The organism is Paenibacillus radicibacter (genome assembly GCF_024721995.1).
Lineage (GTDB): Bacteria > Bacillota > Bacilli > Paenibacillales > NBRC-103111 > Paenibacillus_AM > Paenibacillus_AM radicibacter.
This window is the reverse complement of record NZ_JANQBC010000012.1, coordinates 1-14,468: the sequence shown is the minus strand read 5'-3', so window position 1 is coordinate 14,468 and position 14,468 is coordinate 1. Positions and strand designations below refer to the sequence as shown.

The following is a 14,468-nucleotide window of genomic DNA, read 5'->3' as shown; positions in this document are numbered from 1 at the left end:
TATGTTTTAACTAATCCAATGATTAGGAAGTTGGAACTTTAATTTCACCGCTAATGATCTTCGCTTTGAACTCTTCTACTTTAGCCAAGACATCAGCAGGAACGTTCTTGGAGGAAGTGTCTGCAAGGCCAACACCGTTCTCTTTAAGTCCTAGAACCGTTGTTTTACCGCCAGCAAATTTACCATCCATCATATCTTTGGAGACACGAAGAACTGCGTCATTTACACGTTTCACCATGGAAGTTAGCGTAACTTCGTCACCGAACTCTACGGATTGGTCCATATCTACGCCAATTACCCAAGCTGTTTTACCTTGTTTCACACGGCTTTTTGCTTCGTTGAATACACCGTTACCTGTTTCACCAGACGCGTGGAAAATAATGTCCACACCGCTGTTGTACATGCTTGCCGCTGCAGCCTTACCGAAGTCTGGCTTATCGAATGCGCCTGTGTAGTTCGTTGATACTTTTGCATCTGGATTTGCAGCTAGAACCCCAGCTTTAAAACCAACTTCAAAGCGCTTAATAACCGGAATTTCTAGACCACCGATGAACGCGACTTTGTTTGTTTTTGTCATCATACCTGCTACAACACCAGCAAGGAAAGAACCTTCATTTTCTGAGAAAAGAATGGATGCTACGTTCGGAAGCTCCACGACATTATCGATGATCGCAAGTTTTTCTTCAGGATTTTTCGAAGCGATTTCTTTTACTGCATCACTTAGAGGAAGTCCGATTCCCCAAGTTAGGTCATAGTTACCCTTAACGAATTGGCTCAAGTTCGGAATGTAATCCGCATTGCTCTTGCTCTCTAGGTACTTAACAGATGCCCCAGTTTCTTTACCTAGATTTTGCAAACCATCCCAAGCACCTTGGTTAAAGGACTTGTCATTCACGCCGCCAACATTCGTAACCATTCCGATTTTCACATCGGATTTTCCGTTACCTGCACCTGGTGTAGGTGTAGTTTCCGCTTTCTTACCGCCGCCGCAGCCTGCTAGAACAATGGAGCTGACCAGCATAGCAATACCTGCACGCTTGATCCAATTTGTTGTCTGTTTCTTCATCGATGTCTCTCCTTTTATGCAAATCGTTCATAAGTATACACTATTTACTAAGGTGAGACATCCATGTGATTTATATACATTTTATTAAAAATATTCAATTTATTTAATTTGCACACGAAACGGTTTATTAATATAGGAAGGATAGGATGATAGTGTAAAAGTGAGATTGCCTTTATAGTCTTTGTTCGGAATTTGAAAAGAATTGATTAACTTCGCAATCGGTTTGCCGCTGTCTTGAATAGAGCCTGACGCTCTGTCTACACTTATTATTTGTTTGCCCTCATCCCAAATCACGCTACCTGGGAAGGGTAACATCCGCATGGATCGTTCGTTCATCTTTGCATTTGGCATATCAATAGCAAGATCAACATTGATCATCCCATCAGGAGTAGGAGTGTAATATCCTAATGCCATGCCTTCAGGTGCTTTTACAAGTTTTTTGCTTATGGGGTCGAGAATCACTTCTAATTGTTCCTGTTCTAATGCCATGGCTTGGCCACCCTCAATGAATAGTTGTTTTGGTTTTGTAAAATAGTTGCTTTGGAATGAAAATGTTGCTTGATTACCAGATCTTCCGAGTAGAATACTGGTTAAGGTTTCACCTTTTTCATTCACAATTTTAATGTCAGGTAAATCGAATATTTGTTTTGTATTACTCGGGTCAAAGCTTACATCTAATGTAATTCGTGTTGGATGAATCGTTGCTTCTCTTAGTGTGAGTTTCTGACCTTCTATAATAACAGTTTGATCAATTGCATAGGTCTGTTTGAGTCCCTGGAATTTGGCTACATCTATTGTAAAAGGAATACGCCATGTCATGCCGCTATTTGTAGTTTCTAATTGGAACACAGCTTGACTAGGAAAAGGAGTAGACGTTTTTTCAAATTGGACATCAAACGTGTTGTGGAATTTAGTTGGATCATTGTCATCGAATCGATAGTAGCCATAGCCAGATACGAGTAAATTTTTATCTTTTTCATCTTCAAACGTTAGCTTAGGCTGACCCGAGAATTGATGATCACTCTGACCTTTTGGGAAAGTAACGGAGTAGAATACATTCATTCTCGCTTCATCCACAATGATGCCTTCCACTGTTACCTGAATTCCATCTTGGACATCAGATAATCCAATCGGTTGTATGAAATCATTTTGCAGAGCTGCAGTTAATCCTTGATCCCCGCTAATCATCCGCACGATTTCGTTCATTCCCGGAATTTGCTTCACCAGTGCTGCAATAGCCGGTGATGTTCTGACAGAGATCACGAATGTAACGATCAGCATCACACAGGCTGCCGCAGACCACATCTGCATCTTCCATTGATTACGTTGTTTCTTGGCTTGGTTAATCCCTAGCTTCACATGTAAATCAATCGTAGATGGTATAGGAATCGCACTATATTGATTGCGAATTTCTTGGAATGCTTGCTGTTCCTGTTTGGTTTCGCTCATCGATCTCACCCTCTTTTCCCATAATGGTGCGTAATTCGGTTAGTGCTTTATGTAGATGCGTCTTGGTCGTACCTTCGGGTTGATCCAGCAACCCGGCAATCTGCACAATCGTTAGATCTTCTAAGTATTTAAGAATGACGATTTGTTTGGATTGTGGTTTTAATCGATCAATTGCCATATGCAAATCAATCGCATCATGTTGATCGAGCTGAGTATGGCCACTCGTCATTTGAAGATTTACCTGCATATCGATTTTCTTTCTAAATCCTCGACTCTGCCTTTTTAACTCATCCATACATACATGGAGCATAATACGTGTCACCCATGTCCGAAATAGGTGTGGTTCACGCAGCTTTCGAATTGCCTTATATGCTCGATATGTCGTTTCTTGCAGCGCATCTAACGCATCGTGTTCATTCTTCAGGTGCATGTAAGCAATGCGATACAGCATTGTTTTCACATGATCCATGAGCTCAGCGAATGCCGAATCATCATATGTCCGTGCCCGCTCGACTAGAGCTAGTCCCGCCTCATCCACAGAGCGTCCTCCCCCTCGTATTTGAATTCCAATTGGACTGCAAACATGTTTGAATCTGTCTATAATACAGCGTACAACCCCTAATGGTTTTTTGAAAATAAAAATAATTACTCACTCGCTCGCACACGTTCACAATTTAGACATATTATTTTAAGCTTCGTTTCAGGCTTGCTTCATGTGTACTTATACAAAGTCCCGTATATTGGAGTGTATTAACGTGTGAAATGGAGGGGACCGTGTGCTCGAAGTAAGAGGAATCAGCAAACGGTATGAGAACGATCGAGGCGTAAGATCGATCGATTTTGACATGCAGCGAGGAGAGATCGTCGGTTTTCTTGGGCCTAATGGAGCTGGGAAGACGACTACCATGCGCATGATTACTGGTTATTTGAACCCAACTGCTGGAAGTATTCTAATTGATGGGGTTTCGATGCAAGATCAACCGAAGCAAGTGCGTCGTAAGATTGGTTACTTACCGGAGACACCGCCACTTTATCCAGAGATGACGGTTCAGTCTTATTTGAAGTTTGTAGCTGATATCCGGGATGTACCTTATCGCGAACAGAAACAGCGTATTGGTGATGTAGTAGATAGACTCGGTTTGCAGGATCGAGAGAAGCAAGTCATTCGTTCCTTGTCTAAGGGATACAAGCAGCGCCTAGGACTTGCACAGGCAATCATACATGGGCCTGATCTGCTCGTACTGGACGAGCCTACTTCAGGGCTTGATCCGAAGCAAATTATTGAGATTCGCCAATTGATACGAGAACTTGGAGAGAACCATACTGTACTGCTATCCACACATATTTTGCCGGAAGTAACAGCGATTTGTAATCGTGTACTTATTATTAATAAAGGCAGTATGGTGCTTGATGGAAAGCCCGAAGAGCTTGGTCAGAAGATGGGGGAGAAATTCGAAGTGTCGTTGCAAGTTAAAGGTTCCTCGGAGGCTGTTGAACAAGCTATTGGTGATATTGGCTATTTAACAGAGCCGATGAAGCAAGATGGAGAAGATACGGTGCGATTACGAGTTGCTTCAGAAGATGGGTCGGATATCCGAGAATCGTTATTCTACCGATTTGCACAAGGTGGGTATCCGATCCTAGAGATGAAGCGGGAAAGTCTTTCACTGGAGGAGATCTTCTTACAATTAACACGTGAGGACGCAAAGACCGAACAAGTACAAGGAGAAGCAGGCGAAGAGGAAACAGACCAAGAAGCTCTTAACAGTGAAGGATTAACACAAGATGAACAGTCTATAGAAGAGTCGCCATCACCTGTAGTGGATAAGGAGGTGGACAAGCATGCGTAAGACATGGGCGATTTGTCGCAAGGAGCTTCAATCCTTCTTCTACTCACCTGTTGCATATGTCGCATTCGCTTTCTATGCACTGCTCTCGAGTGTGATGTTCTACATGAATTTTGTCGGTATGCAGCCTAGTATTATTGATGTCCGGTATATTGTCTCGAACACCGCATTCATTTATTTGTTCATCATTCCACTGCTCACGATGCGGCTGATGGCAGATGAATTTAGACAAGGCACGGATGAACTTTTACTCACATCACCAACGAGTCTAACCGAGATCGTACTTGGCAAATATGCAGCAGCATTGGTCGTGAACACGGCACTCATGGCATTCTCTTTTATATATGCACTTATCATGGCGGCTTATGGTCCACTCGATCAGCCCGTATTATGGCTTTCTTATTTAAGTATCTTCCTTGTTGGGGCAGCGATGATGGCAGTCGGCTTGTTCGCCTCGTGTCTTTCCAGTAACCAGATGGTTGGCGGGATTATCGGACTTGTCATCCTACTATTGTTCTGGGTAATGGATGCGATCGGCAACAGTTTTACTGGCAAACTTAAAGACATCATCACGCAGTTCTCACTTAGTAATCGATCTATTAATTTACAAAAAGGAATTTTAAGCGGTGTGGACATCTTCTTCTATATTGGTCTTGTCATCGTGTTCCTGGTGCTTAGTATTCAAGTTGTACAAAGAAAGCGGTGGAGGTAATGAGGATGAAACAATGGCTGCGCGGCACGAATGCCGCTGTCCTATCCGTTGCCGTCATCGGCATTTTTATCGCATTAACGATGTTGGTTGGCTCCTTTAAAGGCTTTGAGTGGGACTTGACGAAGAATAAGAACTTTACCTTATCTGAGCAGACGAAGTCGGCATTAAGCGAGCTTAAGCAAGATATTCGGATCGTTGCACTGACGAATGCAGGAGTCGGTCTGAATCACGAAGTGATGGATATGCTGAAGGAATATAAGAAGCGTTCCTCTCACATTACCGTTGAAGAATACGACATGACCAAGGAACCTTCGATTGCCAAGCAATATGAGGTGGATGCCAATGGCACGATCGTACTGGAAAGCGGCTCGAACAAGAAAGTCGTTCATTTCTACGAGATGTTCATGGCAGATAACACGACTGGCGGTTATCAGTTCACTGGTGAAGAGAAATTTACGAATGCGCTTATGGGCTTAACTTCAACAGAAAAGCATACCGTTTACTTCTTAACCGGACATGAAGAGACACCGCTTGAGCAGATGAGCGCGCTGCGTGCTTCGCTTGAGGGTGAGAATTATGTCGTGAAGGAACTGAACTTGCTTCGAGAAGGGGCAATTCCAGCTGATGCTGAGATGATATTTGCTGTAGGTCCGAGTAAAGACATTAGTGATAAAGAGACGGAACTGCTTCGAACCTACATGAATGGCAAAGGCAAGCTGTATCTATCCTTAGGTTTCAACAAAGATATGGCATCCTCTTGGAAAAATATCGACGGGATCATGGCTGATTACGGTATCAAAGATCAACATGCGATAGCGGTTGAGTCGAAGCAGAATGCTTTATTTGATCCACTTACGATTATTCCTAACTATGGTTCGCATCCGATTACGGACCAGTTAGCGAAGTATGATCTCATTACGCTCCTCTCGCTTGCGATTAGCATGAATCATGATGAAGCGAATGAGAAATGGACGGCAACGCCGATTTTACAAACATCCGATCATGCTTATGGGGAGACAGACATCGCATTGTTAGGTCAATCCAAGACGACTCAGGATGACAAGGATATGAAGGGGCCACTCAATCTCGGTTATGTCATCGAAAGCAAAGAAGGTAAACCGAAGGCGATCTTCTTAGGTAGTTCGACGATCTTAATGGACGGGGAGATCAACAAGCAGGGCAATCGAGACTTTGCACTTAATGCAGTTTCATGGTTACAAGAGAAAAATGATGGTGTAACCATTCGTCCACGCCAAGGTGCTAATTATCAAATGGCAGCAATGACACCAGGTGGAGCACAATCGATATTTTGGGGAACGATTGTCATTATTCCATTACTCTTCTTATTAACAGGCGGATGGATTTGGTGGAGGCGTAGACTCGGATGAAGCGATACATTCCAACCTTACTATTAGTCGTTATTTGCATTGGGCTGTTCTGGTATACAGGTGGACGCGATTTTTATGAAGAGACATCTGAAGAGAGCAGTCAGAGACTATTCGCATTTGAACAAGATGATGTGAACAAGATGATGGTGAAATGGAATGAGCAAGAAGTTGATATGAATCGGCAAGACGATAAATGGGTAATGGAGAAACCGGCTGCTTATCCGGTCAATCCGAATATGGTTAGCAGTTTTCTTGAATCTTTAAGTGGTATCTCGCAAGATATGATCGTAGAAGATAATGCATCCGACTTAGGCAAGTATGGACTAGAGAAGCCAAGCGGCGAGTATGAGGTTACGTTAAAAGATGGGAGTAAGCAGCTCCTTCGGATCGGCGATGAACTGCCTGTTCCAGGCAATTATTATGCAACAATTGATCAATCGAAGCGGGTTTATCGCGTAGGAGCTTCAAGTGTACAGGCTTTGCAAAAAGAGCCCCTGCATTTTGTAGCGCGTACCCCTGTTTCCTTTAACTCAGATCAGGTGACAGATGTGACGTTCCATTGGAATAAGGAAGAATGGTCGATGAGTAAGGCGAGTCTCGATCAGACTGCTATTTTATCCAAGTGGAAGCTAGGTGATCAAGAGTTAGATGGAAGCAAAGCGAACATGTTGCTCGACAAAATCTCGTTTCTTGCCACCGAGCAGTTGATGAAGCCCGCATCTGAAATTTCCATGAAAGCACCTGAACTAACCATTACGATCAAGATGACCCAAGATGGAACATCGAATACAATAACCCTTCAAGGCAAAATTGAGGGGGATCAAGTATGGGTTGTGAGTTCTGGTGGACAGTGGGCTTATGCGATTGCATTAAGTGAAGTGCAGACTGCATTTGATCAAGCCAACCAATTAAAATAAACAAATATAATAAGCGTGCAACAAGAACCTGTGTCCTTTTTCAAAAAGGATGCAGGTTTTTTTGTGTAGGAATAGGCATGTATCAGGCTTGGACGACATATACAAGTTACAGGGATGTCCAATTTGGTATAAGAGGTGGTAGACAATGAACAAAAGAAGACTCGCTCTTGGACTTGCAGGCTTACTCGTAATTAGTGGACTTGGTACAGCGTGTTCATCCTCTTCAACATCGAGCGGAGCTGCGGATCAGCAGCATGAAGCCGGTATGGAGATGAAGAAGCCTTCCATTGATGCGAATATTAAATCAACTGGAACCAGTGCGACGATTGTGTATACAGTTAAGAATTTCACCTTAACTGAAGACCATATGAGTCAAGCGAATGCTCATAATGAAGGGCATGTGCATGTCATTGTTGACAATGTAGATCGTGCTAAGCTGGGGGAGGAGAAGACAATTCTACTGGAAAACTTGAAACCAGGTAAGCACACTGTCGTTCTCAGCTTACAGCAGAATGACCATACCCCACTTGGGATTAAGAAAGAGTTAGAAATTGTGATCAAGTAATTAACCTAGCTAATTATTGACGGTTTTATGGAAAAGTCCATCCAAAGAAATGGAAATGGACTTTTTTTCTTCACAAAATATTTTACAGTCTTTGTCAATGTGGTAAGGTGAGAGGAGGAACTGGATAGAGAAGGTGTTAAAGGTGCGAAATGGGATGTTGTGCATACATATACAGGACTGCCGACTCTAACAGAAGTTTAGGAAATTGATTATAATGGCAGGATAAGAGAGTTGTACGGTCCCATGTGAATCCGGTATTTCTATTGTAAAGGAGCGTTTTACGTATGTCAGACCCCGCAGAAAAACAGAATCAACAAATTATGCTGCAAGAACTTGAACAAATGCTTCCTGAGTTTACTGACATCCATTCCTCATTTGAGAGGCTTGCACCTATGATTGACCGATTTACACTCCTCATGAGACAGGTGTCTACCTTAGAACCACAAAGCATTGAGCAATTTATACATATGATTGATAATATGAAAGACAATAGACGTCAATTTAGCGACATTTATGCAATTCTTTCGGGTATGTATGTCAAAATGAAATACACCTCTCATTTGGTTAGCCCTGCTCAAATTACGAATGAGGATAGTCCACTCTCGAGTACACTACATAATGGCGTTACCCAAATTTCTGATTTATCTAAGTAAATATACCCTAGAAAATAAATAGGAATGAAGTCCGATAATAGATACACTGACCTACATTAGTCAGTGTATTTTTTTCTATTTTTCGAAGGTGATTTTCCAGTTTTCACTTCGCTATTTACACATTTGACAGGTGTACATGGGTAGAATAGACTGAGGTGAATAGTTCAATTTGGGATGATTTTGATGTGGAGGGTACTCGTTGATTATAGATACAAAATCGTGGAGACATGTATTTAAATTAGATCCTGACAAACAATTAACCGATGAACAATTAGAACACTTGTGCGTATCTGGCACAGATGGGATAATGGTAGGAGGTTCGACAGGCGTTACCTATGAGAACACGGTGGATTTACTGGCGCGCATTCGTCAATATGAAGTGCCCTGTGTACTGGAAGTGTCGCATCGCGATGCCATTGTACCCGGTTTTGATATGTATATGATTCCTGTCGTACTCAATAGCGGTGATCCCCAGTGGATTGTGGGTCAGCAGATGGAAGCAATCGCGGAATATGGTTCATTAATGGACTGGGACGAAATTTTAACCGAAGGTTATATCATTTTGAATGGAGACTCGGCAGCAGCTAAGCTCACCTCCGCACAGACGGATATCAGTGAACGTGAAGTGGTGGCTTATGCGCGTATGGCAGAGCAAATGTTCAAGATGCCGATTTGCTATGTCGAATATAGCGGAACTTTTGGTGATATGGATATCGTTCGTCAGGTCAAAAGAAACCTTCGCGATACACAACTTATGTACGGCGGTGGAATTAATAGCTTAGAGAAGGCAAAGCTTGCAGGTGAAGCAGCCGATACCATTATTGTAGGAAATATTATTTATGAAGATTTCAATCAAGCGTTGGCAACCGTTGCAGGCTGCCAATCCATGTAAGGAGGAAATTTCGAGATGTGGAATCAACAACCGAACATTCTAGAAGCCATCTCCCGACTAAATCCGCCCCAGCGTCAAGCTGTTGAAGCGGTGAATGGTCCATTGCTGATCATGGCAGGTGCGGGAAGTGGTAAGACGCGCGTACTGACGCATCGTATTGCGTATTTAATTGCCGAGCGTAAAGTGGCGCCGTGGAGCATTCTTGCGATTACATTTACGAATAAAGCAGCTCGTGAGATGAAAGAGCGTGTCGATAAACTTATTGGTGTAGCGGGTAACGATATTTGGGTATCCACCTTCCACTCGATGTGTGTGCGCATTTTGCGTCGTGATATCGATCGTATTGGCTATACGTCCAACTTTACCATTCTGGATTCTTCCGATCAGCTTTCTACCATTAGAGGCATCATGAAAGAACAGAATATTGATGTGAAGAAGTTTGAGCCAAAAGCGGTTCAAGCGGAAATTTCGACTGCGAAGAATGAACTGATTACGCCTGATCGTTATGAGAGTAAGATCGGGGACTATTTTCAAGGATTGGTCGGCAAAATATACACCGCTTATCAGAAGAAGCTGAAGACGAATAATGCACTTGATTTCGATGATCTCATTATGAAGACGATTGAGCTATTTAAAGAAGTGCCGGAAGTACTTGATTTCTATCAAAATAAATTCCAGTACATTCACGTCGATGAGTATCAAGATACGAACCGTGCGCAGTACATGCTTTGTAATATGTTAGCAGATAAACATCACCGCATTTGCGTAGTAGGGGATAGCGACCAGTCGATTTATCGCTGGCGTGGAGCAGATATTACGAATATCTTGAATTTTGAACAGGATTATCCGGAAGCACAGACGATCTTGCTAGAACAGAACTATCGCTCGACAAGCAACATTCTGAAAGCAGCGAACGAAGTTATCTCTAATAATACAGGTCGTAAACCGAAGAAACTTTGGACAGATCGTGGCGACGGAGAGAAGATCAAGCTATATCAAGCGGATTCGGAGCATGCCGAAGGTTATTATATTGCGAGTGAAATCAGTCGTAATCGTGGTAAAAGTAAAAACTATGCGGATCATGCAATTTTGTACCGGACGAATGCACAGTCTCGGGTAATCGAGGAGATTTTGATCAAATCGGAAATTCCTTATCAAATCGTGGGCGGCGTAAAGTTCTATGATCGCAAAGAGATTAAGGACATTCTAGCTTACTTACGTCTACTATCGAACCCGAATGACGATATTTCCTTAATGCGAATCGTCAATGTACCGAAGCGTGGTATCGGGGATACATCGATGGAGCGGGTTTCTGAAGCGGCGGCACGCCGCGGTATTTCGCTTTCTGTCATGCTCGACGAGGTTGAATCCATTGAGATCACATCACGTGCGCGCAATGCATTAGGCGATTTCCGTGAGATTGTTATGTCCTTGCATCATATGGTTGAGTACCTGACAGTTACCGAATTAACGGAAAAGATGCTTGAACTGACGCAATATCGGGAAGAACTGAAACGTGAGAACACCCTAGAGTCCAAGGCTCGTTTAGAAAATATCGAAGAATTCTTGTCCGTAACGATGGACTTCGAGAAGCGTAACGAAGACAAGTCCCTCGTGTCTTTCCTAACAGACTTGGCACTTATCGCAGATATCGATGTGATGGACAAAGAAGAAGGGCCGCAGGATTCCGTCGTCTTAATGACGATGCATGCTGCCAAGGGTCTAGAGTTCCCTGTCGTGTTTATCGCAGGGATGGAGGAGAACATCTTCCCAAGCTCCCGTTCCCTAATGGAAGCTGATGAGCTTGAAGAAGAGCGTCGTCTCGCATACGTAGGGATTACCCGTGCCGAGACGGAGCTTCATCTCACATGCGCGAAGATGCGCATGCTGTACGGCCGGACGAGCGCGAACGCACCGTCCCGGTTCATTGCCGAGATCCCGGCGGATCTCGTATTGGCGGCAGGCGCCGCAATTGGCGGTCGCGGAAGCTCCGCCAGCTCGGGCTGGTCGCCCGCACCACGTGGCGGCATGGCCGCTAGCGGTGGTGCCCGCACCTCGTGGGGTGCGGCAGGGGCTAACTCCACCGGCATGAGCGGTGGAGCAGGTGCCAGCGCGACCTCCCGTGTGGTCGCGAAGCCAGTGAGCACGGTGAACACCGTGCTCGATTATGCCGTGGGTAACAAAGTATCCCACGGGAAGTGGGGCACCGGTGTCGTCGTCTCCGTCAAAGGAACAGGCGACGACACCGAAGTGCAGATCGCGTTCCCGGCGCCGGTCGGCGTCAAGCGATTGCTTGCCAAGTTCGCGCCGATCACGAAAGTGATCGAATAATCGAGAGGAGGACCTAAGCTTATGTCTGATGTTAAACAACAAATGACCCTGCTAATCGATACCATCAATCATCACAATTATTTATACTACACGCTGGATCGTCCTGAGCTTGCTGATGGAGAGTACGACCGCATGTATGATCAACTTGTTCAATTGGAGCTAGAGAGCGGAATCGTACTTTCGAACTCTCCAACTTCACGTGTAGGCGGTGATATGCTTAGCGGCTTTACGCCGCATCGTCACCAGGCGCGGCTATGGAGTCTGGACAAAGCGCAGAATGAATCGGATTTGGAAGCGTGGCATACACGTGTACACAAGTTGATCAACGATTACAATTCACGTCATCCAGAGAATCCATTGCCAGCCCCTTCTTTTGTTGTGGAGTTGAAGTTTGATGGTTTAACTCTGAACTTAACCTATACGAACGGTACGCTCGTACAAGCAGCTACCCGAGGAACGGGTGAAGTGGGCGAAGGTATTTTGGCACAAGTTCAGACGATTAAATCCATTCCTCTCGAAATTCCATATAAGAGCGGAACCATTGAAGTACAGGGCGAAGGCATTATGAACTTGTCCACTTTGGAAAAATACAATGAGACGGCTGCCGACCCACTCAAGAATGCACGTAACGCTGCAGCTGGAGCACTTCGCAACCTCAATCCTAAGGTAACGGCATCACGTAAATTGAATGCTTACTTCTATAATGTTGGTTTTAAAAGTGCCGAACCTTTTGCTAACCATCAAGAGATGGTACAGTTCCTAGCCGACAATCGATTCAAGGTAAGCCCGTATATTCACTATGCGGATAACATTGAGGATGTCGCGAAAGAACTGAACAAAATCGCGGAGCAGCGTAGCACATTCGATTTCCTCATTGATGGGGGCGTTGTGAAGCTGACGGATATGCGTACACGTGAGGTGCTTGGATATACCGAGAAGTTCCCGCGCTGGGCAGTTGCGTTTAAATTCGAAGCAGAAGAAGCGACTACAATCTTAGAGTCCGTTTCATGGAATGTTGGTCGTACAGGCAAAGTAACTCCGATTGCTAAAGTGGAAGCTGTTGAACTTGCCGGCGTTACTGTACAGAACTGTACACTTAACAACATCGGCGATATCGAGCGTAAGAACTTGAAGTTTGCTTTGGGTTCATCTGTCTTTATTCGTCGTTCGAATGACGTAATCCCAGAAATCTTGGGTAAAGTGACGGAAGAAGCGGATGGTCAAGAGATCGTGTTCCCAACGCAGTGTCCAGACTGTGGTTCTGAGCTCGAGCAGCGTGGTGCGCATCTATTCTGTCCGAATCGACTAGGTTGTGCACCTCAGTTGATCGGGCGTATTACCCACTTTGCATCCCGTGATGCGATGGATATAGAGTTTTTCAGTGAGAAGACTGCAGAGCAGCTTCATCAAGAGTTAGGTGTGCGTGATCCAGCAGACCTCTATACCTTAACGAATGAGCAGCTGCTTGGTTTGAGCCGTTTTGGTGCGAAGAAAGCATCGAATCTTATCGATGCGCTCGACAAATCCAAGACTCGTGATCTTGCATCCTTCTTGTTTGCACTTGGCATTCCGAATACGGGCAAGACGACGACCAAAGTGCTTGCTGAACATTTCCGTTCATTAGAAGCGTTAATGGCAGCTTCGCAAGAAGAGCTCATGGCACTTCATGATGTGGGTGCGATTGTAGCTGATTCTATTTATTCGTTCTTCCGTGATGAGACGATGATCGATAGTGTGCAGCGTCTGCTTGGAGCAGGTGTTACTCCGACCATGCCAGAGGTTATGGAGCAGCAAGCTGCTGACACTGATCATCCTTTCTATGGTAAGACAATAGTAATCACCGGTTCGTACGAATCGTTCAGTCGTGATGAGCTAGGACGTAAGCTTGAAGCTTTAGGTGCGAAAGTGACAGGCTCGGTTTCCAAGAAGACGGACATAGTCGTTGCTGGTGAGAGTGCTGGTTCTAAACTAACGAAGGCGCAGGATCTCGGAATCCAGATCATTGACGATGAACAAGAGCTATTGAAGCAAATAGGCGAAGCATAATAGGTATATAGAAGAGCGAGAGTTGCCGCTGCGGTGGTACTCTCGTTTTTTATGTGTTGAAGTGCGACGTTTATTAACGTTATTAATAGTGTAAAGTAGTAATAATTTAGCAGTAATATTTTACCTTTATAAAAAGAGTTGCATTTAGTAAAAGAACCTGATAATATTAGTTCTTGTCACCGCGAGTGACACAAACAAGATGAAAAACAAAGCTCCTTGAAAACTGAACAAATCGATTGTAATACAGCGATAAAATAGTCGATGACACTTGTTTTTGCAAGTGATCACGACAAAGCGAGTCAGCAAGTTTTATGAGCAATCAGCTCTTTTAATGGAGAGTTTGATCCTGGCTCAGGACGAACGCTGGCGGCGTGCCTAATACATGCAAGTCGAGCGGAGTTGTTCCTTAGGGGATAGCTTAGCGGCGGACGGGTGAGTAACACGTAGGCAACCTGCCTGTAAGACTGGGATAACTCACGGAAACGTGTGCTAATACCGGATAAATAACATTCTCGCATGAGAGAGTTAGGAAAGATGGAGCAATCTATCACTTACAGATGGGCCTGCGGCGCATTAGCTAGTTGGTGAGGTAATGGCTCACC

Annotated in this window: 12 protein-coding genes and 1 rRNA gene; 10 read left to right on the top strand and 3 right to left on the bottom strand. The window is 44.3% G+C overall.

Translation table 11 applies throughout. The annotated features are described in order from the left end of the window. Positions 1-22 precede the first annotated feature (22 nt). The 3 genes from NV379_RS20180 to NV379_RS20170 form a co-directional block, all read right to left on the bottom strand. Complete coding sequence (locus NV379_RS20180; protein WP_258209149.1) at positions 23-1,066, bottom strand: BMP family lipoprotein; 1,044 nt, start codon at positions 1,064-1,066, stop codon at positions 23-25. Between the two features lie 99 nt (positions 1,067-1,165). Then, positions 1,166-2,515, bottom strand: coding sequence for a DUF4179 domain-containing protein (locus tag NV379_RS20175; protein WP_258209148.1), 1,350 nt, complete (start codon positions 2,513-2,515; stop codon positions 1,166-1,168). Next, positions 2,460-3,053, bottom strand: coding sequence for a sigma-70 family RNA polymerase sigma factor (locus NV379_RS20170; protein ID WP_258209147.1), 594 nt, complete (start codon positions 3,051-3,053; stop codon positions 2,460-2,462). Before NV379_RS20170 ends, NV379_RS20175 begins: the two co-directional genes overlap by 56 nt. 238 nt (positions 3,054-3,291) lie before the next feature. Here NV379_RS20170 and NV379_RS20165 point away from each other — a divergent pair, with 238 nt between their 5' ends. The 10 genes from NV379_RS20165 to NV379_RS20120 all read left to right on the top strand — a co-directional run. After that, positions 3,292-4,365 carry an ABC transporter ATP-binding protein gene (locus tag NV379_RS20165; RefSeq protein ID WP_258209146.1) on the top strand — a complete coding sequence of 358 codons (1,074 nt, stop codon included), beginning with the start codon at positions 3,292-3,294 and terminating at the stop codon, positions 4,363-4,365. Next, complete coding sequence (locus NV379_RS20160) at positions 4,358-5,074, top strand: ABC transporter permease (protein WP_258209145.1); 717 nt, start codon at positions 4,358-4,360, stop codon at positions 5,072-5,074. The genes NV379_RS20165 and NV379_RS20160 overlap by 8 nt, the downstream gene beginning before the upstream one ends. Before the next feature lie 5 nt (positions 5,075-5,079). Next, the gene (locus NV379_RS20155) at positions 5,080-6,462 is read left to right on the top strand and encodes a GldG family protein (RefSeq protein WP_258209144.1); all 1,383 of its coding nucleotides are present in this window, start codon (positions 5,080-5,082) and stop codon (positions 6,460-6,462) included. Further along, complete coding sequence (locus NV379_RS20150; protein ID WP_258209143.1) at positions 6,459-7,379, top strand: DUF4340 domain-containing protein; 921 nt, start codon at positions 6,459-6,461, stop codon at positions 7,377-7,379. The genes NV379_RS20155 and NV379_RS20150 overlap by 4 nt, the downstream gene beginning before the upstream one ends. Positions 7,380-7,524: 145 nt before the next feature. Then, a complete protein-coding gene (locus tag NV379_RS20145; RefSeq protein WP_258209142.1) occupies positions 7,525-7,944 on the top strand; it encodes a DUF6130 family protein in 420 nt (139 codons plus the stop codon). A 284-nt stretch (positions 7,945-8,228) separates the two neighbouring features. Further along, positions 8,229-8,597 (top strand): hypothetical protein, encoded by a 369-nt coding sequence (locus NV379_RS20140; protein ID WP_258209141.1) that lies wholly within the window; start codon positions 8,229-8,231, stop codon positions 8,595-8,597. Between the two features lie 199 nt (positions 8,598-8,796). Further along, positions 8,797-9,489, top strand: a complete 693-nt coding sequence (gene pcrB, locus NV379_RS20135) for a heptaprenylglyceryl phosphate synthase (RefSeq protein WP_258209140.1) — start codon at positions 8,797-8,799, stop codon at positions 9,487-9,489. Between the two features lie 15 nt (positions 9,490-9,504). Next, positions 9,505-11,820 (top strand): DNA helicase PcrA, encoded by a 2,316-nt coding sequence (gene pcrA, locus NV379_RS20130; protein ID WP_258209139.1) that lies wholly within the window; start codon positions 9,505-9,507, stop codon positions 11,818-11,820. Positions 11,821-11,841: 21 nt separating this feature from the next. Continuing rightward, a complete protein-coding gene (ligA, locus tag NV379_RS20125; RefSeq protein WP_258209138.1) occupies positions 11,842-13,866 on the top strand; it encodes an NAD-dependent DNA ligase LigA in 2,025 nt (674 codons plus the stop codon). A 328-nt stretch (positions 13,867-14,194) separates the two neighbouring features. Further along, positions 14,195-14,468 (top strand): 16S ribosomal RNA (locus NV379_RS20120); the annotation flags it as partial.

Coding starts and splice junctions, on each gene's coding strand:
- NV379_RS20180 (WP_258209149.1), bottom strand. CDS start 1,066: ATGAAGAAACAGACAACAAATTGGATCAAGCGTGCAGGTATTGCTATG.
- NV379_RS20175 (WP_258209148.1), bottom strand. CDS start 2,515: ATGAGCGAAACCAAACAGGAACAGCAAGCATTCCAAGAAATTCGCAAT.
- NV379_RS20160 (WP_258209145.1), top strand. CDS start 4,358: ATGCGTAAGACATGGGCGATTTGTCGCAAGGAGCTTCAATCCTTCTTC.
- NV379_RS20155 (WP_258209144.1), top strand. CDS start 5,080: ATGAAACAATGGCTGCGCGGCACGAATGCCGCTGTCCTATCCGTTGCC.
- NV379_RS20150 (WP_258209143.1), top strand. CDS start 6,459: ATGAAGCGATACATTCCAACCTTACTATTAGTCGTTATTTGCATTGGG.
- NV379_RS20145 (WP_258209142.1), top strand. CDS start 7,525: ATGAACAAAAGAAGACTCGCTCTTGGACTTGCAGGCTTACTCGTAATT.
- NV379_RS20140 (WP_258209141.1), top strand. CDS start 8,229: ATGTCAGACCCCGCAGAAAAACAGAATCAACAAATTATGCTGCAAGAA.
- pcrA (WP_258209139.1), top strand. CDS start 9,505: ATGTGGAATCAACAACCGAACATTCTAGAAGCCATCTCCCGACTAAAT.
- ligA (WP_258209138.1), top strand. CDS start 11,842: ATGTCTGATGTTAAACAACAAATGACCCTGCTAATCGATACCATCAAT.